Origin of the sequence: Streptomyces sp. NPDC060064, from assembly GCF_042736455.1 — a bacterium.
Classification (GTDB): Bacteria; Actinomycetota; Actinomycetes; order Streptomycetales; family Streptomycetaceae; genus Streptomyces.
Window position 1 is genome coordinate 27780 of sequence record NZ_JBHWWF010000031.1, and the last position, 23578, is coordinate 51357.

Below are 23578 nucleotides of genomic sequence, written 5' to 3' on the forward strand. Positions count from 1 at the left end.
CTCTCCGGGCTGCTGTCAGACCTCTGTCGAGGGCTCCGTCTCGGCAGCGCCGGTCTTCGCCTCGTCGATCGACTTGCGAACCTCGTCCATGTCCAGCGCGCGCGCCTGACCGATGACGTCCTCCAGCGTGGCCTCGGGCAGCGCGCCGGGCTGGGCGAAGACCGCGACGTTGTCACGGACGATCATCAGGGTGGGGATGGAGCGGATCTCGAAGGCGGCGGCGAGCTCCTGCTGAGCCTCCGTGTCGACCTTCGCGAACACCAGGTCGGTGTGGCGCTCCGACGCGCCTTCGTAGACAGGGGCGAACTGTCGGCAGGGACCACACCAGGAAGCCCAGAAGTCGATCAGAATGAAGTCGTTGTCGGTCACGACCTGATCGAAGTTTTCCTTGGTGAGCTCAACAGTGCTCATGACGTGCTACCTCTTCCTGATGTCCGACGAACTCGCCCCCGACAACGGTGCCCGGGGCTGTGCTATTCCTCCCCCTGCCCATGTGGCCAGGACGCACACCCGGCACCAGACTGGCTCTATGACGGAACCTGTGGAGTACGACGTTGTGGTGGTGGGCGGCGGCCCTGCCGGGGAAAACGTTGCCGACCGGGTCCGAGCGGCAGGACTGAGTGCCGCGGTCGTGGAGAGCGAGCTGGTCGGCGGCGAGTGCTCGTACTGGGCGTGTATGCCCAGCAAGGCGCTGCTGCGCCCGGTGATCACCCGCGCCGACGCGCGCAGGGTCCCGGGCGTACGCCAGTCCGTACAGGGACCGCTCGACACCGAAGCCGTCCTCACCCACCGTGACGAGTACGCCTCCCACTGGAAGGACGACGGCCAGGTCGGCTGGATGGACTCGATCGGCGCCCGCCTCTACCGCGGACAGGGCCGGCTGCACGGACCGAAACAGGTCGTCGTGGACGGCCCCGAGGGCGAGCACCATGTGCTGACTGCCCGGCATGCCGTCGCCGTGGCCACCGGCAGTCGCGCCGTCCTGCCCGACATCCCCGGCCTGGCCGGCGCCAAGGCCTGGACCAGCCGCGAGGCCACCAGCGCCCAGCGAGTGCCGCGGCGGCTCGCGGTCGTCGGCGGGGGAGTGGTCGGAGTGGAGATGGCCACCGCCTGGCAGGCACTCGGCTCGCAGACCACCCTGCTCGTGCGCGGCGGGGGCCTGCTGCCCCGGATGGAACCGTTCGTCGGCGAGCATGTGGCCGACGCGCTGACCGAGGCCGGCGGCCAGATCCGTACGCACACCTCCGTCGCCTCCGTGGAACGCTCCGACTGCTCCGGCCCCGTCACCCTCGTCCTCGACGGCGGCGAGCGGATCGAGGCCGACGAGGTGCTCTTCGCGACCGGCCGCGCTCCGCGCACCGAGGACCTCGGCCTGGAGACGGTGGACCTTGAACCGGGCTCCTGGCTTCCCGTGGACGACAGCTGCCGCGTCGAGGGCAGCGACTGGCTGTACGCGGTCGGCGATGTGAACCACCGGGCGCTCCTCACCCACCAGGGCAAGTACCAGGCCCGTATCGCGGGAGCCGCCATCGCGGCCAGGGCCCGGCAGGTTCCGCTGCTGGAGACCGACCGCTGGGGAGCGCACGCCGCGACCGCCGACCGTGCGGCGGTCCCGCAGGTCGTCTTCACGGACCCGGAGGCCGCGGCCGTCGGCCTCTCGCATGCCGAGGCCGAGGCGGCCGGCCACCGGGTACGCGCCGTCGACTACGACATCGCATCGGTCGCCGGGGCGGGCCTGTACGGCGACGGCTACCGCGGCCGCGCCCGGATGGTCGTCGACCTGGACCGCGAGATCCTGCTCGGCGTCACCTTCGTGGGTCCGGGCGTCGGCGAGCTGCTGCACTCGGCGACGGTGGCGGTCGCGGGCGAGGTACCGATCGACCGGCTGTGGCACGCCGTGCCCGCGTACCCGACGATCAGCGAGGTATGGCTGCGGCTGCTGGAGACGTACCGCGGCTGAGCAGCACCGTACGGGGAGTGGGCGCTCCAGCTGAGCACCATGGGAATGGCGCCTGCTCCCCGGAACCGGGGTTGGCTGGAAAGAACTACGCGGACGACTCGGCCCCGGCAGCGCGAAGGTGTTCAGGGAAACCGCCCAACGTGCAAGCACTCGCCCTGCGCTTGGAGTTCAGCCTTACTCAGACGGTCGACACCGAGCACCACCGAAGCTGAACAGGCGCCCCGCTCAGTGCTGTTGGTCCCGTCGCGGGCGATCAGGCGTGTCGGCCACACTGGAGATCACCGGAGACCAGCAGATGTCGAACGAGTAGGAGATACCGATGTCCGTGCGCCGTGTTGTGCCCGACATTCGAACCAAGGCCATGGAGGAGAGCCGGGACTTCTACGGCCTCATCGGTCTTGAGGAGGTCATGAACCACGGCTGGGTCATGACGCTTGCCTCTCCGTCCAACCCCACCGCCCAGCTCACCCTCGCCACCCACGACGAGACCGCGCCGGTAGCGGCCGATATGAGCATCGAGGTGGACGAAGTCGACGTGGTTTACGCGGCGATGGTGGACCGGGGCGCGGAGATTGTGCACGCGTTGCGGGACGAGGAGTGGGGCGTGCGCCGGTTCTTCGTACGCGATCCCAACGGCCGGGTCGTCAACGTCGTCAGCCACCGGCATTGACACCGGCACCGCCACCCGCGTTCACACCATCACTGCCACCGGCAAGGGCGGATGTGTCGCCCTCAAGCCGGCGCAGCCGCTCGGAGTCGCAGGTTCGCGGGCAGGTGCCGCATGCCTCGGCAGGGCGGATCGCGTAGTAGAGACAGCAGCCGAGACGGGTCCGGGTGAGATACGACTGCCCTCCCCGGCCCGTCAGCCGTCGGAAGTCGGCGCCGCCGGGGAACGGTGGCACGGGTCCCGGAAGCAGCTCGCCGGCTGCCCGCACGGCATGCTCCTCCTGGTCCAGCATGCGGCCGAGGTACCAGATGCCGGAGACCAGGTCGTCGCCGACCATGCCCCACAGCGCCCGCGGCCCGCGCCGCACCTGCGGGCCGATCGCGGCGAGCAGCGGCCGTACGTGGTCGGCGACGGCAGCGCGCAACTCCGCCCGCAGCGCCTCCTCGTGTGCCCGTACCCGGGCCCCGGGGAGGCCGGCCGCCGGATCGTCGGGGAGGCAGGCGAAGCCGCCGGGGACGATGCCGAACGCTCCGGTGGTGAGACTGATCCGGACGTCGCGCGGGCGGATCCGCGGCACGCGTCGCTCCAGAAACCAGGGGCCGCTCATCAACAGGCAGACGGACCAGAGGTAGTCGTGCAGGGCCCGGGACGCGGCGACGTCCCGCCGAACCGTGTGCGCGTGACGTTCCTGGATGCGCCGAGCCTCGGCGTCGAGAAAAGCGTCGAGGAATTCCGGACGCTCCGCCAGTTCGGTGCCGTCGGCCCATCCTTGGGCGGCCTGCGAACCGGGGGCCATGACCTCCACGCTAAACGACTCGCAGATCGCGGTGAGCCGTTGATAGGTCGAGGCGAGCACGGTGGAGCAGCTCACGGCGGGTCCGGCCAGGGGAAACGCCGGGGTCAGGGGAAACGCCGGAGCCAGGGTCACGGGTACTCCTCAACACCGAGATCGAGGACGGGGGAGATCGCACGGGAGGCACAGGGCAGTAAGGCAAGGCTCACCTTAACCCTACTGAAGGGTTTGACTGTGAACCGGGGCCGCATGGCGGCGAATTGACAGAGTTAGGTATGCCTAACTTAGGCTCTCCGTCTGTGTCCAAGCACCATTGGTTCACCTTCTCGGACGGTCCGACCTTGCGCGCGGAAGTGATCCCTTCATGCAGCTGTACCTGCTTGCCCTCAACCCGACCGACTCGGTCACCGAGGGATTCCTCCCCGCCGCTCGCCGGCTCGGCCTCGACATCGCCCTGCTCACCGACCAGCCCGCGGCGCACCGGGCTGCCTGCCCGGACATCGAGCTCCTCGAGTGCGATGTCCGCGACTTCCGCGCGGTCATCTCCCGGATAGCGACCCATCGCCCGCCGGACGCCCTCTTCACCAACAGCGACCATCTGCAGACCCAGACTGCCCTGGCCGCCGACTACTTCGGCCTCCCCGCCAAAGGCTGGCAGGCCGCGCTGCGCACCAAGGACAAGGCGGAGATGCGCCGCCACCTCACCGCCACCGGCATGGACACGGTCCGCTCGGTGGAACTCGCCGCCGGACAGGACCCACTCGCCACCCCGGCCGCCCTCGATCTGCCGTACCCGTGCGTCGTCAAGCCGCGTGAGGGCGTGGCCAGCGAAGACGTGGTCCTGGTCGACGGCCCCGACGATCTTGTGCTGCGGTGCAAGGAGATCCGGGCACACCGGCCGGGGGCCGCCCTGGTCGTGGAGGAATACCTGCCCGGCGAGCTGTACACCCTGGAGACACTCGGCGACGGCACCAGCCTTCATGTGCTGGGCGGCTTCCACACCGAGCTGTCTCCACCCCCGTACTTCATCGAGGAGCGTCTGACCTACGTTCCGGCCCACCCGGAGCCCGTCGTCGCGCAGGTCCTTGCGCAGCTGGAAGCGCTCGGGGTCGGATTCGGCGCCTGCCACACCGAGTTCGTCGTGCACGAAGAACGCGCGCGCATCATCGAGGTCAACTACCGCGCCATCGGGGATCAGTGCGACCTGCTCCTCGCGCGGCTGCTGGACATTCCGCTCTTCGAGCACATACTCCGTACGCATCTGGGCGAGCCGCTGCCGGCGGACCTGGGGGCACGGACCGGTGGCGCGGCGCGGCTCGACTACCCGTGCGCCGAGCGCTCCGGAACGCTCACCGCCGCCCCTGCCGCCATCGAACTGACGCTCGGCGACGTGCAGTTGACCTACCGGCCGCTGCGGCGGACCGGTGAGCGGCACGAGCTCCACCACACCAACCGCGATCTCCTGGGAGTCGTCCGGGCCATCGGTAGCGATCAGGAGACCGTGGACCGGGCCGTGACCGACTTCCTCGCCGCTCAGCGCTGGGAGATCACCCCGTGACGGTGACGAACACGGTCGCTTGCCCGGCCGAGAAGGACCTCCTTCTGCGCCTGCTCAGCGCGCTGCTGCGGGAGGATGTCGTGGGCCTGCGCACGCGCTCCACCGCGCTGGAGCGCCCGGACGGGGCCTGGTTGCGTCTGCAGGCCGCAGACGGGGACGCGCTTGAGCTGCCCATTCGCGAGGACGGATTCCAGTACGAGACCCGCGCCCGTCTGCCCCTGCTGCGCCGGGAGTCCGACGGCAGGGAACTGAGCACCGCCGACGACATCCTGGCCGCGCTCGGCGCGCTCGCTGACCCCGTGGACCACGACGGCTTCGACGCCCTCGCCGAGGAATGCCGCCAGACGCTCGCCACCCTGCGGCTGCACGCCGTCACGCACCATCAGGTCATCGCGATGCTCGGGGCCCGGCACGGCACCGATCCCGCGGACTGGACCGGACTCGCGGGCGGACTCGCCCACGACACCCTCGCCGCCCGCCTCGACCACCCCGTCTACCCCACCGCGCGTGGCCGCCTGGGACTTACGACGGCACAACTGCGTGCGTACGCACCGGAGTTCCATCCGCGATTCGACCTGCGCTGGATCGCCCTTCCCAAGGACGCGGTCACCGCACAGGGCGTGAACGGGCCCGCGGAACCGGCCGACCCATGGCCGACGCCGTCGGTGCTCGGCCTGCCGGACCTCGACGACAGCCACCTCGCCATCCCCGTCCATCCGCTGACCGTGGGCGAACCGCTGCGGGACGCACTGCGCGCCACCGGACTCGACAGTAGGGCGGTGCTGTCCGACCGTCCGTACCTGGAGGCCGTACCGACCCTGTCGATGCGGACCGTGGCGCTCGCCGCGTACCCCGGCGTTCATCTCAAACTGCCCCTGGCCACCGCCACGTTGGGCATGCGCAACCGGCGCACGATCAAGCCCGGCACACTGGTCGACGGCGCGGCGACGCAGTGCCTGCTGCAGACCGTGATCGACCACGAGCCGCGCTTCCGGGACAGCATCCTGAACGCCGACGAGACCCGCTTCGCCCACGCCGGTCATGAACTTCTCGCCGTCCTGCTCCGGCGCTGTCCGGCAGGCCTGGACGACGCAGTCGTCGTGTCGATGGCGGCCCTGCTGAGCGAAGCCCCCGGCGGGCGGCTGCTGATCGACCATCTCGCCGACCGTTTCCACGGCGGCGATCCACTCGCCCTTCTCGACGCCGTGCTCAGCCTGCTCTTCGACTGGCAGACAACGCTCTTCGGGTACGGAATCGCCCTGGAGTCCCATCAGCAGAACATTTCGCTGGTGCTGGACACGCAGGCGGGCCGCACCCGGATCAGACTGCTGCTCAAGGACAACGACGGACCACGCATCAACACCGTACGGATGCGCGCCGCCCTCGGCGCGGCAGCGCCCGACCCGTCCGAGTTCGACGATGCGCGGATTTTCGGGGACAGCGACGCGCCGGTCGTCGATCTGTTCACCACCATCACGGTCCATCTGTGCGCGGGGGCGTACGCCTTCGGTCTCGCCCGCCATGGCCGCGCCCCGCTCGGCCGGCTGCTGAATCTCGTACGCACCCGGCTGGTTGAGGCCGTGGAGCGGCTCGGGACCCGGCCCGGGCAGCCCGGCGCCGTACTGCGCGAACACGTCCTTGACGCGGCGCGCCTGCCGGTCAAGGCGATGGTGACCGCGGGCACCCTGCTCACCAAGGAGCGCTCGGGCGCGGTCGACATCAACAAGCACTACACCACCGGTCCCAACTACCTGTTGCGGGAGGTGTGAGCGGCGATGCCCGGCACACAACCCACCTGCCGCTCGCCGCATCCGCCGGAGCCGTTGATGTCACTGCCCATGAGCACTGTCTCCACCCACATTGTCTCCACCTACTCCTCCACTCGTGCCGCGCCCCATTCCGCCGCCCCGACCGGGCTGCCGAGCGCCGACGAGGCCGTGGCCCACACCCTCCTCAACTGTCTCCTGCGCGAGGTCTCCGGCCCCGAGCACGAGACCGCCGTCATCGACGGCCATCTGCTGCTGCGCCTGCCACGCCGCGGGGTGCTGCTGAAAGTGGCCCTTCGCCGTACATCCTTCATCGGAGCGCACCGCTTCAGGGGCCCGGTCGCCGAACGGACCGGCACCGGCTGGTCCGAGCTCGGCTGGCGCCGCCTCGCCGAGTACACCCATGCCGAGCTCTCGCTCCGTACCGGCGCGCGCAATGCCGAATTCCTGGCCCAGGTCGACGCGAGCCATCAGGGCGTCCGCGCAGCCCTGGCCGCGCCGCGTCCCGCCCTCGACGGTGGCCGGCTCGCCACGTACCTGGCATCCGAGCAGTCACTCAGACTCGGCCACCGCTTCCACCCCACCCCCAAGGCCCGCAGCGGCGACCCCGCCCTCTGGTCCGCCTACGCCCCCGAAGCCGCGGCCGCCTTCCCCCTCCACCTGCTCGCCGTACGCGAGCATCTGACCGTCCAGGAGTCGGCCGAGCCGGGCGCCACCGACCCGCTGGACCGGCTGCACGCGGTGCCCGAGGGATACCGGCTGCTCCCCGCACACCCCTGGCAGTACGCACTGCTCCACGAGCACCCGTCACTGCGGGCGGCCATCGCCCGGCGCGACATCCTGGATCTCGGCCGCGGCCGAAGCCGGTTCACCGCCACCGCGTCCGTACGCACCCTCTACGACGGCGACACCTTCCTGAAGTTCAGCCTCAACGTCCGCATCACCAACTGCCTGCGCAAGAACGCCAGTTACGAACTGGCCGGCGCGGTCGCCCTCACCCGCCTGCTCGGACCGGCCCTCACCGAACTGGCCACCCGCTTCCCCGGCAGCGGCATGCTCCGCGAACCCGCCTACCGCAGCCTCGCCGTCCCCGGCCCGGACGGCCGGCCCGACCTCGCTCTTCTCGAAGGCTTCGGTGTGATCGTCCGCGAAGGGCTCGACGTCCATCTCCGGCCCGGCACGACACCTCTGCTGGCGGCCGCCATCGCCGATGAGTACCCCACGGGCCCCGCCCATATCTCCAGGCTGCTGGCGGACTCGGACCCCGGCAGCGCCCTGAGTTGGTGGCGGGACTATCTGGAGCTGCTCCTCCCGCCCGTCCTGGCCGCCTACTTCGACCATGGTCTTGTCCTCGAACCGCATCTTCAGAACGTCGTCGTCTGTGTCGACGCCGACGGCAGACCCGCCCAGGTCCTCTTCCGTGATCTCGAAGGCACCAAGCTCCTCCCCGAGCACCACGCCGACACTCTTGCCGCGCTGCCGCCCGAGGTCGCGGGCCCGCTGACGTACGACGCCGAGCGAGGCTGGAACCGGGTCGTCTACTGCCTCGTGGTGAACCATGTGTCCGACATGCTCGCCGCCCTCGCCGATCTGCACCCGGAGACCGAACCCGCGCTGTGGGCCGAGGTCCGCCGGGTGCTGCAGGAGTACGCGGACGAGCACGGCTGCCCGGCCCGCCTCGGCGCCCTGCTGGCCGGCGCGCCGCTGCCCGCCAAGGCCAATCTGCTCACCCGCTGGGAGCGCACGGCCGACCGCGAGGCGGGCTATGTCCGCCTTCCTTCCCCGTTCGCCGAGGACGTGCTGTCCGGAGCGCCCCGCACCGACGACGTCTGGAGCGCCCGATGACCGCCCCCACCGATCCGGTGCGCGACCGCACCCTGTCGCTCCCGGCCCAGAGTCTGCCCGCCTATCTGTACGACCTCGGCGCGTTGCGCGAGCATGCCGCGTCCGTCCGGTCGGCACTGCCCGAGCGCGTCGAGTTGTACTACGCCGCCAAGGCCAACCCGGAGCCGGAGATCCTGGCTGCCCTCGGCCCGTATGTGGACGGCTACGAGGTCTCGTCGGGCGGTGAACTCGCCCATGTCGCAAAGGCTGTTCCAGGGCGTCCGCTGGCCTTCGGCGGCCCGGGAAAAACGCCTGCCGAGATAGCCGCGGCGCTGGACCTGGGCGTGGAGCGCTTCCATGTCGAGAGCGCGTACGAGCTCCGGATGCTGGCGGAACTCGCCTCCCGGCGGGCTTCCGATGCGCCAGTCGGAGTTCTGCTGCGGTTCAACCTTCCCCTGCCCGACGGTTCGTTGGAGGCAAGCGCCCTGTCCATGGGCGGTCGGCCGACGCCGTTCGGTCTCGACCCGACCCAGGCGGATGACGCGGTTCGCCTCCTCACTGACGGCAGCTGCCCGCACCTCGAGCTGCTCGGCATCCACGCCCATCTGGCCAGCGGCCTTCAGGCCCCTCAGCAGCTCGCCGTCGCCGAGTCCGTGGTGACCTGGGCCGCGAGTCTCGCCGCACGCCACAGCATCGACCTGCGCGAGGTGAACGTGGGCGGCGGCATGACCGTCGACTACAACGACCCCGACGCCCGCTTCGACTGGGCCGCCTACGGCGCGGGCCTCGCCCGCCTCACCGCGGCCCACCCCGGCCTGACGCTGCGCATCGAGCCGGGCCGCGCGCTGACCGCGTACTGCGGCTGGTACGCCACCGAGGTGCTGGACGTGAAGCCGAGCCACGGCGAGGAGTTCGCGGTCGTCCGGGGCGGCACACACCATCTGCGCACCCCGGCGACGAAGGGCCACGACCAGCCCTGCACGGTGCTTCCGGTGAACGACTGGCCGCACCCCTGGCCGCGGTCCACGGCCCAGCAGGAGTTGGTCACCCTGGCCGGCCAGCTCTGCACTCCCAAGGACGTCCTCGCCCGCCGGGTCCCGGCGGCGGGTCTCCGGGCGGGTGACCGTGTGGTGTTCTCGCTGGCCGGGGCGTACGCGTGGAACATCTCCCACCACGACTTCCTGATGCACCCCAAGCCGGGCTTCCACTTCTTGTGCCCTTGACCGTTGACACCCGGTGGTCCTGCGTCTGTCAGGGGGCGCCGTCGATCAGAAGCTGCCCCTCCTTGACGCCTGCAAGTCGCGCGAACCCCAGCGCGTAACTGCGCAAGTTCGCTTGTACGAGGCGGAGTTCGGCACGGCAGTCGGCGTTGTCCGGCCAGGCCGACTCGGGCCCGTCCGGGGTCGCGTTCTCGTAAGCCAGCAGGCGCGGATGCCAGCTGGACAGGAACGGGCGGAGCTCCCGGTTGAGCATGGTGATGGCGAGATACTCGACGGTCGGGCCTCCGGAGACCGGCACCGAGGGGCGTGCGGCCTTCAGCGCCTCACGCGTCGTGGCGAACAGCCCGTACAGCGAGGTGAGAGTCTCGCGGATCAGGCCGTCGTCGTGTTTGAGGGGCTGGGTGCTCACCCGGGTGACCGTCTCGACGAACAGGCGCCATGCCACTTGCCGGGACTCGTCGTTGACCATGAAGGTCAGCTGACTGAACTGCGGCACTGTGACGGTCACTTCGGTCAGTCGCGCGGCGCGGCCGTAGACCTGGAACATCAAGACGCTGACCGCACCGGCGATGCCGCCGGTGACGACGAAGAGATCGCGGCCGGAGAGCCGGGTGACCCCGAAGAGAACGAGTCCCGTGCCGGCGCCTATCAGTACGGAGAAGAGCACTCGGGCGACCGACGTGCGTAAGAGTTGGCTCATGCGGTCCGTTCGATGCGGTGCGGCGGGCTGTCGATTCACAACAGGTCCTGCCATCGGCCGGCGACTTTGGCGAACGCCTCACCGTACTGGCGTACGACGGGAAAGCAATCCCCGGAGAACGTGGGCAGGCTCAGCAGCTCCGGATACACGCCGTCGGCCACGGGGCAATCCCATAACGGCGGAGTCGACTCCGGCAGAGAGCCGGCCCAGGAGAGTCCGAGACGCTGGGCCTCCGTGCGGGTGATGCGGAAGACGGGAACCCGGTGCAGCGGAGGCGAGCCGGGCCGTTTCACCTGCACTCCTTCGGCCTGCAGGGCGTCCATGAAACGGGGGAGAGGAAGGCCGCCCAGTTCGGCACTCAGATACCGGGCCTTGAACCCGTACCAGCCGCCCCGCGCCACTCCCGGAAGTGTTGCCGGCGGACGGATTCCCGGTACTGGGCTCAGTACCTCGCACAGCAGGTCGAGGTTGGCACGACGGCGCTCGTTGCGCGCGTCGAGTCGGCGCAGCTGCTGAAGGGCTATCGCAGCCGCCAGCGGATGCATACGGTACTTGTGGCCGAACCCGGTCTGGATAAAGGGAACCAGGTCCTTGTGCATGACCTCGTCCTTGGCTCGACGCCCGAAGTGACCCAGCATCAGCGCGCGTTCGTAGACCTCGCGCGAGCGCGTCACCAGGATTCCGCCCTCACCCGCTGCCACTGCCTTGTGGCCTTCGAGACTGAAACAGCCCACCGATCCGAACGTGCCGACCTTCCGGTTCCCAATGGTGGCCCCGTGGGCGTGCGAGCAGTCCTCGACCACGGGCAGAGCGTGACGCTCGGCAATCGCGAGCAGCGCCGCCATGTCTGCGGGATGCCCCCACATATGGGTGACGACGATGGCGCGGGTACGCGGAGATATGCGGGATTCGACCGACCGCGGGTCCATGGTCAGCGTGACCGGGTCCAGATCGGCGAAGACCGGCAGCGCGCCCATCTGGAGCAGCGGGGTCACGGTGGCGAGGAATGTGTAGGTGGGGACGACGACTTCGTCGCCGGGCCGGATGCCGAGTCCGAAGTATGCGGCGTGCAAGGACGACGTGCCGGAATTGTGGGACAGCGCATACGGGACTCCCTGTTCCTCCGCGTGGTAGTCCGCGAAGGCCTGCTCGAATTCGGCCACGATGCCTGAACGGTCGTAGATGGAGATGACGCCGCGTTCGAGCAGATCGGTCACCGCGGCGACCTCTTCCGTGCCGATGTACGGCCAGTCCTGGCTCCATTCCACCGTCACGGCGGGCGGGCCTCCATGCAGCGCGAGTTCGTCCTTCCGCATCGCTCATCCCTTCAGGTCGAGTCCCTTGATGAAGTCGGACCAGGCTTCCATGGTGGTGGTCTGACGGAGGTTGTCGTCCCAGAACGGCGGAATTTCGAAGACGTTCCGGTCCGTCTTGAGCAGGACGGCCGGGTCATCGGTCACCTCACCGATGACATGCAGTTCGTAGCCGTGTTCGCTGAAGTGCTGCGCTGCGTCGGCAAAGGACTCGGGGCGAACCGTGAACGCGTGCCGCAGCGGGGAGTCATAGCCCGGATCGAAGGAGAGGAGGAACGGAAACTTCTCGACGATACCGAGCGATGGGTCGAGCCGGCCGAGAAGAGGGGCGTTGCGCCGGCTCGCGGCAGACACCGGAAGGAGGTCGGCGTCGATCAGGCATCCGACGTTGTTTCTGGTTTTCACGGTGTACAGGAATTCGATCAGCCCGTCGCTCAGATCCATGCCGGAGGTGAAGCATTCACTCTCGGCGGCTGCGGCGACGGCCGATGCGGCACCGATCGGCATCGACTTGTAGGTGCGGAATTTCTCCTTGTCCGCATCGTCGATCAGATGCTCCAGGTGATTCTTTCTGATCTGGTACTCGAGCCAGCCGAAACCGAGTTCGCCCGTGACAACGATTCTGTCACCGGGGCGAGCACCCGACCGCCGGACAATTCCGTGTCTGGGCACGGTTCCCCAGGCGAACCCGACAGTCGCCATGTCGCCGTTGTGGAAATTGCCCCCCTCGTATGTCGAGCCGATGCTCGTCAGTACATCGTTGATGCCCAGGGCAATGGACCGGATGTCATCGGCGGGGGTCTGGGGGGGTGCCGCCAGAGCGAGTGAGAAGCCGCGGCATCTGGCGCCCATGGCAATGATGTCATTGCAGGTGGTGCCCGCGATCCAGCGGCCGTAGAAGCGCTGGGGGGCAAGGGAGGCGTCGGGCTGCTGGATGAAGTAGGGCTGGTCCATCGAATAGACAAGAAAAGGGGCATCATTCTGTCCGGTCATCTTCGCCAGGTCGAGCACCACCGCATCCTCGAAGTTCCCCGCCTGGGCCGTGCTGGCGAGCGGCCCCAAAATTTCCTGGATGAATGTCTTCTCCTGATAGTTCAGCAGATTCATAAGAAGCCCCTTCTGGTGTTCGCATGTTCGTAGAATGCTTCGAGCAGCCGTACCGTCGCCACATGACGGTCCAGTGATGTCTCAGATATTTTTCCGGCCATGAAGTCCCTCAGAGAACGGGTGTCGTGCGCGTTGTCGAGGTGGTGACGGGTGATGCGCGTTCCGGATTTCGGGGTGTGCACGGCGACCAGTGATAGGGAGCCGTCCAGACGTTCCCTTCTGACCCGCACGGAGGCTCTTGTTCCCTCGATCAGGAGATACTCGCCCGGACATGCCGCATCGAGACCGATGCGCAACCGCAGTTCCATTTCCTGACCCGTGCAGGATATGCGGGCACTGTCCTCGACGGAGAATTTCCCCCGGCCGAGACGAACGAAGCGCGGCACGAGGTCGTGACAGCTGCTGTCAAGAAGCCACTGCAGCGTATTGATCGTGTGATACCCGAGATCGAATAGAACCCCTCCGCCCGCCAGTAGCAGATCGTTGCGCCAGCTCTTGCCGAACGAAGGAGCGGGAGCCACGGTATCGTGATAGATGATCTTCGTGACTCTGCCGATGCCGCCGGACGAAATGCACTCCCGTACGAACTTGAGATCTGTGCGGTGCACTCGCTGCTCCGAGACGGCGAGCCTTCTTCCGCTCATGCTTCTCAGTCGGTCCGCCTCCTCCGCACAGCGCGCCAGAGGTTTTTCCACGAATGTCATCATTCCCGATGCAAGCGCCATCCAGGCGTGCTCGAAATGGAGTCCGCTGGGGGAGGCCACGACGACCATGTCCGGCCTGCTGTCGCGCAGGACAGTCGCCGACAATTCTTCGGACGTCACCGGAGTGGGTTGCCCGAGAAGACCGGAAATCACGCTGTCGCGCGCATGACGGCTTGGATCGATGACGGCTACGAGTTGGGCCTCGCACTCCTTGAGGACGGGAAGTATCGCAGTTCCGAACCTTCGGCCGCACCCGACCACAGCCACCCGTGACGGGGTGGTCCCTTTCGGGTCCTCCGGTTTCGGCTTCAGAATATCATTACCCGTCTGCAATGCTTCACCAACCTGATATCCGAACGGCGGGGGAGTGAGTCCCCGCGATGCTCGGTAGTTCGAAGCCATTGATATGCTGATGGCGTTTTACCGGAAATCGGTTGAGTGGTCGGCGGCGACCGACGCGGCGGATTCTCATTCGACGCCGGACAGATCATCCGGCGCGAATCTATTGGCGAAAGTCAGCCACTGGGAAGGGCGATCCTGATATCTGCGAGGGACAAACTTCTCGTCCGTGTAGTACTGCAGCAATCGCTCCTCGCCATTCGTCCGCCGAATGCGAACACCGCTTTCGTCCTGCTCGGTGCGCTGCACTGCTGTGCCGATGCGGACCACTCGGCCGTTCCCCCGCAGATCGTGCTCGACGGCCGCCGCCACGGCTGCGAAATCTGCTTCCTCGCAGGCGAAGACCACTTCCCAGTCATGACCGGCACTGAACAGGAACAGTCCCGTCGGGAGACCGAGGATGCCGGCGAGCGTGCGTGCCTCGTCGCCGATGATGTCGGTGATCGCGGCCTCGTCGAGTTCGAAGCCCACACTGCTCTCCCGCCCGAGAATTTCCAGGCAGGCCAGTACACCGTCGCTGGTGTCCATGGCGGACTTCATGAGGCCGGTGCGTACGGCGCTTGCCATGACTCTGTCCGGCAGATACAGCAGCTCGTACTTCGCCTTGGGGTCGACGACTTTTCGCAGCTGGGGGAAGTCACGCATGACGCCGGAGCGGTCCATACGGTAGTACTCGACCAGCTCCTGAGCCCATCGAGTGCCGATCGGGCGGCACCCACCGGTGGGGCTGGAAGCGAGTGTGATGCCGATGGCATGCCCCTGGCGCACTGAATTCCTGGTGAGAATACGGGACTTGTCGACGTATCCGATGCCCACACAGCCCACCGACTGCTCGCTGCGCTCCTTGGCGTCTCCCCCGATGACGGCGACGCCGTAGCGAGCGGCCTCGCGCACCACAGCCTCGATCAGACGCCGGGCATAGCCGACCGAGACCGAACGCGACAGGAAGAGATTGAGGAGCAGCCCGACCGGCTGGGCACCCATGGAAATGATGTCGGCCAGCGTCTGGACCACCGTGAAACGGCCCACGTACTCGGGCGACTTGCCGGGTTCGGCCAGCGATCCCGGAGCGGAGTCCGTTGTGTACACAAGGCCTTGACCGTTGGATGCTCCGTCGAACGACACGACCGCGGCGTCGTCACCGATGCCTACGGTGAGGCTGAAATTGCGGTCCAGCTCCGGGCCGTGCGTAGCGGTGTGCTCGCGGATCCACTTGTGGAAGTGGTATTCGCCGACGGAGATGAGTGGGGTGTTGTCCGGAACCTCGTTCATGGCCCGACGGCCGCTGTGCTCCAATTCGAAGCGCAGCTCCATGCCTTCTTTGGCGAGCCGGATTTCCTGATAAAGCCTGTCCGCGTGTTCCAGATGCTCGCGGTACAGGGTCCCGGCGTCGTCGTCCGGACTGCGGGACATCCGGAAGTAGCCGCGGGCCAGGGCCGCATGCGCCCTTGCCAGAGCCGGACGGAGGCCCCGCTGGTTGAAGACCTGACGGCCGAGCTCATAGCTGTCGAGCGCCCGCTCCATGTTCCCCAGCACTTCGTACAGCCCGCCGAGCGACAGATGGGAGAGACCGAGGGTGTAGCTGTGTCCGTGGACCTCGCGCATGCGCAGCGCCTTGCGCAGATACTCTTCCGCGCGCGTCAGGTTCTCGCGCCTGCTGGGGACATGCCGGGTCCAGGCCCGGCCCAGCCAGTCGTAGATCGTTGCCAGCCGGATCGGGTTCTCGAAGCCGGAAAGGATCTCCAGCGCGCTGTGAGCACGCTCGGTCGGCGGGTCTGCATGGGTGTGCGTCCCGTCGCGGTCGTCGATCGTCGCGTCGACGTACATCAGCACGGCGGAGAGATAGCGCGCCGCTCCATGCGTCTCCTCGCCCCGGACGGCAAGCAGCTGTTTGGCGTCCTTGAGGCTGCTGCGGGCTCGGGTGAAGTCCATCCGTGCCACATACAGCTGCGCCAGCTCCCGCAGGCAGTCGGCGAGCACCAGGTCGCCGTAGCTGCCGTCGGTGGATTCCGCGAGATACTCCGCGACGCCGATCGTGCGCTGAATCACGCGCTCACCGGCGTCGAACTTGCCGCGCTCGCGGAGCACGTTCCCGAGGACACGGCCGGTCTGCACATAACCGGGCAGCTCGCCGGCGGCCCGGAACTCCAGCTGCAGATTCGTGATCTCCTGCTCGATACCGGCCGACCGCCGGTCGCCCAGCTCGTATTCGAGTGACATTCGCTCGAGCGTGAGATGCAGCCGAAGGTTCTCCGCCTGTGCGGTCAGATCGGAGGGTGTGGCCAGCAGCTCGTTGTGGATCAATTCGACGGCCTGCCGCCAGTCGCCGCGGAATCTGAGAGCGAGCGCCTGGTTGTAGACCGCGGAGAGCCTCAGATGGTCGCCCGCATTGAGCTCACTCACAGCGATGCGGTAGGCATCAGCGGCCAGTTCGGCGACTCGGGGCGAGCAACAGAGACGGTCGACCAGCACATTGATCGGCGTTCTGTCGTTGGCGGCGAGCACCTGCTCGTTCAGCTTGGCCACCCGGGACTGGGGAGCGGCCTTCCGTCCGGGCCGGCTCGCCACCCTGCGGGCCTGGGGGATGAATTCGTTCACCGAGAACGAGGGCGCGTCCAGCTCGGGAGCGGGAGGGGGAGCGTCTCCGGCGACTGCGAGATACACCGGGGACTCGGCAGCGGCATGCTCCAGTTCCTTGCGTCCCAGGCTGTAGGTTTCGGCCGACGCGACCGTCCACAGGAGAACGTGCGGGATTTCCGTGGCATTCGCCTCGCCCGGTCCACCCTTTCTCCGCCATCCGGGCCGCGCCTGAATAATGAGGTCGGCCAGCGCTCTGTCCTCGATGTCGTACAGCAGGACCGCGTTCTCCAGGGGGACACCCGATGGATTGTTCCGCGGGTTCGGCCTTGAGGGCGGCGAGGCCTGTACCTCTTGATGCAGCAGCCGTACGAGCAGCTCGTGGACCTGACGCCACTGGGCGTCGGTGTCCTCCCAGGTCTCGCTGATCTCCAGGCGGCGGTACGCCGTGTACGACTTGGCCGGTGCACTGCGGGACGACAGCCCGGTGAAGACCGCGACGACCTTCTTGCCGAACGCCTCGGCGAAGTCGAGCTCCCGTTGCGTGGCCCGTGCGTGGGCGTAGGCGCTGGTGACCAGGGCCACGACGAGGTCGCAGTCCTGAATGGCGTTGGCCATTTCCACGCGCGGTGAACTGGCCCCGAAATCGTCCTCCATGATGACCCGGAAGCCGGATGCGGCGAGCTCTCGGCCGAGCCAGACAGCCCGGTTCTTCTGGTGGTTCTCAAAGCTGAGGAAAACGGTGAGCTGCATCCTTGTCCCCCCAGACGGATGTGGTGTTTCTTCCGTCAGCTTCAGTCCTTGTCGCTGTGAATGCGTGCGTGCAGGTGCATGTCGTGCCAGCCGTCCAGGTGTCTCGTCTGACTGCGCATCGTGCCTTCGAACGTGAACGCGGCCTTCGTGGCAACGCGGCACGACGCGGTGTTGACGGTGGAATGCGCCGCCGTCACCCGATGCAGCCCTATGTCCTCGAAGGCCCATCGGGCGAGTTCCTGAAGCGCCCTTGCCGCGATGTCCTGTCCGCGGGCCGGCGGGAGGACCCAGTAGGTACAGTCGCCTCGTCCCGCGCGCAGATCGATGTAGCGCAATCCGGCACGGCCGACGATATCCCCGGTCTTCGCGTTCGTGATGGCCCAGTTCGCCCCGGATTCCCGCTGCCAACTCCGCTGCCGGGCAATGATCCACTGGCGGGCATGCTCCTCCGTGGTCACTGTCAGCATGTGCCACTTCTGGATCTCGGGATCGCTGAAGGCCTCGATGACCTGCGGAGCGTCGTCGGTTTCCCATGGCCGGAGCAGGAGTTCGTACGAGGCCTGGAGTACTGGTTGGGGCGTGTCCGCCATTCTGCCGGGAGCCACGGCAGCAGGCACGAGCGAGAGCATGAGCCATATGCTGACACGTCGGACGCCTCGGGGCACTCCTTTGGGCGAACCTGGCTGACATGCGACGCAGCGCCGAGAACGCCCAACTCTCCCTGCCTCAGGGGTGTACGCGGCACTGCCGGGGGCGGCCGAGGTGTGATGATCGCGGCCATGCATGCTGGCCGGGTGACCATGCTCTCCGGCTTCCTGCCCATCTGGGCGATCACCGCCGTCGGCTGGGCGGCGGGCCGGTTCAATGTGCTCGGCGCTCAGGCGCAGACCGTGCTGGGGCGATTCGCTTTCGCGTTCGCCATGCCGGCGTTGCTGTTCCTGACGCTGTCCAGGTCACGGGTGTCCGAGCTGGCCGGCCCAGGCGTGGCGGTGTTCGCGGCCAGCCTCGTCATCGTGTTCGGGGTGGGCCTGCTGCTTGGCCGGTGGGTCTTTCGCCGCCGCCAGGCCGACCGAGCCATAGGCGCGATGGCCGGGGCCTATGTCAACTCTGCCAATCTGGGCATCCCCATCGCCGTACACGTCCTGGACGACGCATCGTTCGTGATCGCGGCTGCGCTGTTCCAGACGCTGTTCATCACGCCGGTGATCCTGGTGCTCATAGACCTGGATGTACGGCGCGGAGCCCGCGACCGCTGGGGCCGGATCCTGAAGCTGCCCCTGCGGAATCCCATCATCGCGGCGTCGGCCGCCGGGGTGACGGTCGCCGCCGCGGGCTGGCGGCTGCCCGCCGAGCTGACCGCTCCGGTCCAGATGCTCGGCGGCGCGGCCGTGCCCGCCGCGCTGTTCGCCCTCGGGATGTCGCTGAACGCGCGGGCGCAGCGGCCCGACGCCATGGGCCGCACGGAACGGCGCGTGCTGGTCGCGCTCAAGATCGCCGTCCAGCCGCTGCTCGCCTATGCGCTCGCGCGCTGGGGCTTCGGTCTCGACGGGCACGAGCTGTTCGCCGTGGTGCTCTGCGCCGGTCTGCCGACCGCGCAGAACGCCTTCATCTTCGCTTCCGAGTACCGGCTGAACACTGATCTGGCCAGGGACACCGTCCTGCTGTCCACGCTGCTGTCGATGGGGTCGCTGTCACTCATCGCCTGGCTGCTGGCGTGACCGCGGCGCCCGGTGACTGAGGACGGCCCGGCAGCCGGACGGCCCCGGCCATCGCGCCGGCGGTCGACCGCCCTACCCCTCGACCGCCTCCGGCACAGGCTCACCGGACATCGCCGCGGCCATCCGCAGATGCGGCGCGGCGTCCCGCGGGCGCCCCTGGCGCTCCAGTGTGCGGCCGAGCATCAGCCGCGCGTAGTGCTCCACCGGGCTGAGCTCCAGGACGGCGCGCAGCTCGGCCTCAGCCAAGTGCAGCCGTGCCGAGTGGTAGTAGGCGCGGGCGAGCAGCAGACGCGGCGCGATCTTCTCCGGCGACTCGGCGACCAGACCGGCGAGAATGCGGGCCGCGGTGACGTACTCCTTGGCGTCGAAGAACAATTGGGCGCGATCCCACCGCTCCGCGGGGGTGCCGAACTCGTAGTACGTCTCGTTCACGTGCTCTCCTCCTCGGAGCCCCGGTCTGCTGCTTGCACGGTGCACAGCAGAGAGAGATGGTTGAATATTCCACTATCATTTGGGCGTGGGGGCTGACGGCTCGCGTCCGTACAGGAATAGGTTGAGCGCCATGAGCAATCTCGATCGTCAGGCCGCCCTCTCCGTCTGCGGCGGTCGTGGCTTCGTCGTCGCCGAACCCGTCCGCGAACTCCTCAGCCCGCGCCATGTCCGGCTCGGCGAATCCACCGAGGTCCGCAGGCTGCTGCCCAACCTCGGCCGCCGCATGGTGGGAGCCTGGGCCTTCGTCGACCACTACGGTCCCGACGACATCGCCGACGAGCCCGGCATGCAGGTCCCGCCCCACCCGCACATGGGACTCCAGACCGTGAGCTGGCTCCACGAGGGCGAGGTGCTGCACCGCGACAGCAACGGCAGCCTGGCGACGATCCGACCGCGCGAACTCGGCCTGATGACCTCCGGCCGGGCGATCAGTCACTCCGAGGAGAGCCCCAAGCCGCACGCCCGCTTCCTGCACGGAGCCCAGCTCTGGGTCGCGCTCCCCGACGCCGAACGGAACGTCGAGCCGCAGTTCCAGCACCACGCGGACCTGCCGACCGTCAGCGGGCCCGGCCTGACCGCCACCGTCATCCTCGGTCAGCTCGACGGCGCCCTCTCGCCCGGCACCACCTACACCCCGCTCGTCGGCGCCGATCTGGCGCTCTCCCGGGGCGCGGCGGCGAGCCTGCCGCTGGACCCCGACTTCGAGTACGCCGTGCTCTGCATGTCCGGCGAGACACATGTCGACGGCGTGCCCGTACTGCCCGGTTCGATGCTCTACCTCGGCTGCGGCCGCACCGAACTCCCCTTGCGCGCCGAATCCGACGCGGGCCTGATGCTCCTGGGCGGCGAGCCCTTCGAAGAGGAGATCGTCATGTGGTGGAACTTCATCGGGCGTACGAACGAGGAGATCGCGCAGGCGCGGGCGGACTGGATGACCGGCTCCCGCTTCGGCGAGGTGAAGGGCTACGACGGCGGCCGGCTGTCTGCTCCCGAGCTGCCCCCGGTGGCCCTGAAGCCACGGGGAAGGGTGCGCTGAACTGCGGTGATGTGTGTGGCGTATCCGGTCATCAGACGCCGGCCAGGGTGCTGGGGCCGCCCGTCAGGGCGATGTGCAGGCCGTCCGGCCGGACGTGCACGGACGTGGCTTTGAGTCCGAGTGGGTAGTCCTTCTGCGCGCCCGGCGCCGATCCAGGGCTGCCGTTGCCCATCCCGAGCCGGCTGGTGGGGACGGAGCGGCCGAACACGGTGAGCCCGTCGACGGCGAGGGTGACCCTCCCGTCCTCGAGTACGGGACGCAGCGTCAGCTGTCCGGCGCCGGCCGGGCCGACGGCGGCGAGGATGGTTCCCTTCGCCGGGTCGGTGGTGACCGATGCGACCGGTACGGACGGGGCGGCGGTCTGGATCGCGGCGGCGAGGGACTGCGTCCAGGCGGTCACCTGGGCGTGGGTGCTGCCGACGGTGGCCGTCCCGCCGAGGCGGACGTCGTCGAGCTGTGCGTGGACGGAGACCTGGGAGAGGGGTCCGAGGCGGGCGTCGTCGCTGCTGATGTCGAGTCTGGGGATGTTCTTGTGTGCCAGGTCCCACAGGACCCAGTCGCCGGCCACGCTGACCGCCACGTTGTCGCCGAGGGCGGGTGCTGCTTCGGCGATGCGGTTCTGGATCATGTTGCGGGCCATGAACTCGGCCGCGCCCGTGGCGACGGCGGCTACCAGGACCACGGCGGTCGTGACCGTGATGACGAGGTGGCGGCGCATGGCTGCCCGGGTCTTCGTCAGGCGGTGCTTCATCGCTGGTCTCCTCGGGCGGGCACAGGGGCGGGTGCGGGCAGGGAGGTGGGCGCTGCGGCGGGTCCTTCCGGGTCGAGATGCGGAAGGAGCCGGTCCAGCCAGCCGGGTAGCCACCAGTTGGCGCGCCCGAAGAGGTACATGGACGCGGGCACCAGGATCAGGCGGACCACGGTGGCGTCGATGATGACGCTGACGCCGAGGCCGAGGGCGAGCATCTTGACGGCGACGTTCGTGGAGAGCAGGAACGCCAGGAAGACGCTCGTCATGATCAGTGCTGCGCAGGTGATGACGCGGGCCGTGGCGGCGAGGCCGGTGGCGACGGCCAGGTGGTTGTCCTTTCGGTGCATCCAGGTCTCGCGGATCCGGGAGAGCAGGAAGACCTCGTAGTCCATGGAGAGCCCGAAGACGATGGCGAACATCATCATCGGTACGTAGGACTCGACGGGAACCTTCTCGGTGACGCCGAACAGCGCGCCGCCCCAGCCCCATTGGAAGACCGCGACGACCACGCCGTAGGAGGCGGCGATGGAGAACAGGTTGAGCACGGCGGCCTTGAGTGCGATCAGCAGGCTGCGGAAGACGGTGAGCAGCAGCAGGAACGCGGCGGCGACGACCACACCGATGATCAGGGGCAGTTTGGCGACGAGGGTGTCGGTGAAGGTCTGGGTGGCGGCGGTGGTGCCGGTGACGTAGCCGGTGGCGCCGGTGCCGGACAGCGCTTGCGGCACCGTGTCGTTCTGCAATGTGTGGATCAGGTCGGTGGTGGCCTGGTCCTGCGGGCCGGTGGTGGGGGTGACGGTGGTGATGAGCAGGTCGTGGTCGGGGCTGGGGACCGGGGGTGTCACGGAGGCGACGCCGGGCACGGTGGCCAGCGTGTGCTGGAGCGAGGTGGCGAGGTCCTGGCGCTCGGTCTGGCCGGCGACCTGCCGACTGTCAAGGTGGGTGACGACGGTGAGGGGGCCGTTGGCGCCGGGGCCGAATCCCACGGTGATCAGGTCGTAGGCACGGCGGTCGGTCCGGCCGGTGGACTGCGCTCCGGCGTCGACGTGGCCGAGCTGCATGGACGCGACCGGAGTGGACAGTGTGCCGAGCAGGAGCAGGCCGCTGACCAGGAAGAGCCAGGGGCGCCGGCTGACCTTGACGGCCCAGCGATGCCACACGTCCGACTCGCCGGTGGGTTCGGCGACCGGCGTGCGCACGTGAAGGCGGTCGATGCGGCGGCCGAGCAGACCCAGCAGCGCGGGGGTCAGTGTCACGGACGCGGCAGCGGCCACGACGACAGTGAGCCCGGCCGCGACGCCGAGGGTGCCGATGAAGCTCACGCCCGAGACGCAGAGCCCGCCCAGCGCCATGGCGACCGTGGCGGCGGCGACCAGCACGGCACGGCCGCTGGTGGCAACGGTGCGCCCGACCGCCTCAGCGGGTTCCATCCCGCAGTGCAGCAGGGCTCGGTAGCGGGTGGCCAGGAAGAGCGCGTAGTCGATGCCGACACCGAGGCCCATCATCGCGGCCAGGGTCGGGGACGCCTGCGCGAAGCTGAAGTGTGAGGCGAGCAGGCCGAGGCCGCCCAGGCCGACGGTCAGGCCGAGCACGGCCGTCAGTAGCGGCAGTCCGGTGGCGGCGACGCTGCCGAAGCCGATCAGCAGCACGAGCACGGCGACAGCCAGACCGATGGCCTCCGAGACGCGGTCGGCCGATTTGGGCGCGGCCAGCTGCCCGAGCGGGTCCCCGTATTCGACCGTGACGTGATCGGTGCGCAGTGGCTCGACGGCGGTGTCGACCCGGTCGAGATAGGAGCGGTCGAAACTCGCCGGGTTGCTGCTGAAGCGGACGGTCATCTGGGCGATGTCGCCGTTCGCGGAGACCGCCCCCGGCGTGGTGAGCGGGTCGGCCACCGCGAGGACGTTCGGCAGCTGATCCAGGTTATTGACGGCCGCGTCGATCGCGGCCCGGTGACTGGCGACCGAACCCTGGTCGGACGTGATCACGATCGGGGCGGATGTGCCCCCGGAACTGCTTGTGTGGGCCTTGAGCAGGTCGGCACCGGTCTGGGCACTGGTGCCGGGCAGGGAGAAGCTGTCCGCGAAGGTGCCGCCCCACGTGTGGTCGGCCAGCCCGAGGCCGACAAGGAGCAGCACCCACAGGGCGATAACCCGCCAGGCGTGCCGGGCACACCAGCGCCCGCTCCGGTGGAGCAGTCCAGGCCCCTCGGCCGATTCAGTTTTCATGGGGCCTCACTG

19 protein-coding genes are annotated in these 23578 nt (G+C 68.5%); 8 read left to right on the forward strand and 11 right to left on the reverse strand.

Annotated elements, in window-relative coordinates:
- Positions 1-15: 15 nt before the first annotated feature.
- Positions 16-411 (reverse strand): thioredoxin, encoded by a 396-nt coding sequence (gene trxA / locus ACFWDI_RS30350; protein WP_327327444.1) that lies wholly within the window; start codon positions 409-411, stop codon positions 16-18.
- 118 nt (positions 412-529) lie between these two features.
- On the opposite strand from trxA, the gene ACFWDI_RS30355 reads away from it, so the two are divergent.
- Positions 530-1960, forward strand: a complete 1431-nt coding sequence (locus ACFWDI_RS30355) for a dihydrolipoyl dehydrogenase family protein (RefSeq protein WP_385308849.1) — start codon at positions 530-532, stop codon at positions 1958-1960.
- A 319-nt stretch (positions 1961-2279) separates the two neighbouring features.
- On the forward strand, positions 2280-2630 hold the full coding sequence (locus ACFWDI_RS30360) for a VOC family protein (protein WP_385308851.1): 351 nt from the start codon (positions 2280-2282) through the stop codon (positions 2628-2630).
- Here ACFWDI_RS30360 and ACFWDI_RS30365 read toward each other — a convergent pair.
- The gene (locus ACFWDI_RS30365) at positions 2614-3555 is read right to left on the reverse strand and encodes a (2Fe-2S)-binding protein (RefSeq protein ID WP_385308853.1); all 942 of its coding nucleotides are present in this window, start codon (positions 3553-3555) and stop codon (positions 2614-2616) included. The genes ACFWDI_RS30360 and ACFWDI_RS30365 overlap by 17 nt on opposite strands.
- A 229-nt stretch (positions 3556-3784) precedes the next feature.
- On the opposite strand from ACFWDI_RS30365, the gene ACFWDI_RS30370 reads away from it, so the two are divergent.
- From ACFWDI_RS30370 to ACFWDI_RS30385, 4 genes are all read left to right on the forward strand, one after another.
- Positions 3785-4978, forward strand: coding sequence for an acetyl-CoA carboxylase biotin carboxylase subunit family protein (locus ACFWDI_RS30370; RefSeq protein WP_385308854.1), 1194 nt, complete (start codon positions 3785-3787; stop codon positions 4976-4978).
- Between the two features lie 2 nt (positions 4979-4980).
- Positions 4981-6747 (forward strand): IucA/IucC family protein, encoded by a 1767-nt coding sequence (locus tag ACFWDI_RS30375; RefSeq protein ID WP_385308958.1) that lies wholly within the window; start codon positions 4981-4983, stop codon positions 6745-6747.
- Positions 6748-6816: 69 nt separating this feature from the next.
- Positions 6817-8589: an IucA/IucC family protein gene (locus ACFWDI_RS30380; protein ID WP_385308856.1), complete on the forward strand. Its 1773-nt coding sequence runs from the start codon at positions 6817-6819 to the stop codon at positions 8587-8589.
- Positions 8586-9791, forward strand: a complete 1206-nt coding sequence (locus tag ACFWDI_RS30385; RefSeq protein WP_385308858.1) for a type III PLP-dependent enzyme — start codon at positions 8586-8588, stop codon at positions 9789-9791. The genes ACFWDI_RS30380 and ACFWDI_RS30385 overlap by 4 nt, the downstream gene beginning before the upstream one ends.
- A gap of 28 nt (positions 9792-9819) precedes the next feature.
- Here the strand turns inward: ACFWDI_RS30385 and ACFWDI_RS30390 are convergent, their stop codons facing one another.
- The 6 genes from ACFWDI_RS30390 to ACFWDI_RS30415 form a co-directional block, all read right to left on the reverse strand.
- Entirely contained in the window at positions 9820-10488 is a 669-nt protein-coding gene (locus ACFWDI_RS30390) for a hypothetical protein (RefSeq protein ID WP_385308860.1), read from the reverse strand.
- A gap of 35 nt (positions 10489-10523) precedes the next feature.
- Complete coding sequence (locus ACFWDI_RS30395; RefSeq protein WP_385308862.1) at positions 10524-11804, reverse strand: DegT/DnrJ/EryC1/StrS family aminotransferase; 1281 nt, start codon at positions 11802-11804, stop codon at positions 10524-10526.
- 3 nt (positions 11805-11807) lie between these two features.
- Complete coding sequence (locus tag ACFWDI_RS30400) at positions 11808-12908, reverse strand: thiamine-monophosphate kinase (RefSeq protein WP_385308864.1); 1101 nt, start codon at positions 12906-12908, stop codon at positions 11808-11810.
- Entirely contained in the window at positions 12905-14014 is a 1110-nt protein-coding gene (locus tag ACFWDI_RS30405) for a Gfo/Idh/MocA family protein (RefSeq protein WP_385308865.1), read from the reverse strand. The genes ACFWDI_RS30400 and ACFWDI_RS30405 overlap by 4 nt, the downstream gene beginning before the upstream one ends.
- Positions 14015-14080: 66 nt before the next feature.
- Positions 14081-17341, reverse strand: a complete 3261-nt coding sequence (locus ACFWDI_RS30410) for an AIR synthase related protein (RefSeq protein ID WP_385308867.1) — start codon at positions 17339-17341, stop codon at positions 14081-14083.
- A 41-nt stretch (positions 17342-17382) separates the two neighbouring features.
- Complete coding sequence (locus ACFWDI_RS30415) at positions 17383-17970, reverse strand: GNAT family N-acetyltransferase (RefSeq protein WP_385308868.1); 588 nt, start codon at positions 17968-17970, stop codon at positions 17383-17385.
- A gap of 150 nt (positions 17971-18120) precedes the next feature.
- Here ACFWDI_RS30415 and ACFWDI_RS30420 point away from each other — a divergent pair, with 150 nt between their 5' ends.
- On the forward strand, positions 18121-19059 hold the full coding sequence (locus tag ACFWDI_RS30420; RefSeq protein WP_385308870.1) for an AEC family transporter: 939 nt from the start codon (positions 18121-18123) through the stop codon (positions 19057-19059).
- Between the two features lie 72 nt (positions 19060-19131).
- On the opposite strand, the gene ACFWDI_RS30425 is transcribed toward ACFWDI_RS30420, so the two are convergent.
- A complete protein-coding gene (locus ACFWDI_RS30425; RefSeq protein ID WP_385308872.1) occupies positions 19132-19491 on the reverse strand; it encodes a tetratricopeptide repeat protein in 360 nt (119 codons plus the stop codon).
- 130 nt (positions 19492-19621) lie between these two features.
- Between ACFWDI_RS30425 and ACFWDI_RS30430 the strand changes: the two genes are divergently transcribed.
- Positions 19622-20587: a pirin family protein gene (locus ACFWDI_RS30430; RefSeq protein WP_385308874.1), complete on the forward strand. Its 966-nt coding sequence runs from the start codon at positions 19622-19624 to the stop codon at positions 20585-20587.
- Positions 20588-20618: 31 nt separating this feature from the next.
- Here the strand turns inward: ACFWDI_RS30430 and ACFWDI_RS30435 are convergent, their stop codons facing one another.
- On the reverse strand, positions 20619-21338 hold the full coding sequence (locus ACFWDI_RS30435; RefSeq protein WP_385308875.1) for a DUF2993 domain-containing protein: 720 nt from the start codon (positions 21336-21338) through the stop codon (positions 20619-20621).
- On the reverse strand, positions 21335-23566 hold the full coding sequence (locus ACFWDI_RS30440; protein WP_385308877.1) for an MMPL family transporter: 2232 nt from the start codon (positions 23564-23566) through the stop codon (positions 21335-21337). Before ACFWDI_RS30440 ends, ACFWDI_RS30435 begins: the two co-directional genes overlap by 4 nt.
- Positions 23567-23578 lie beyond the last annotated feature (12 nt).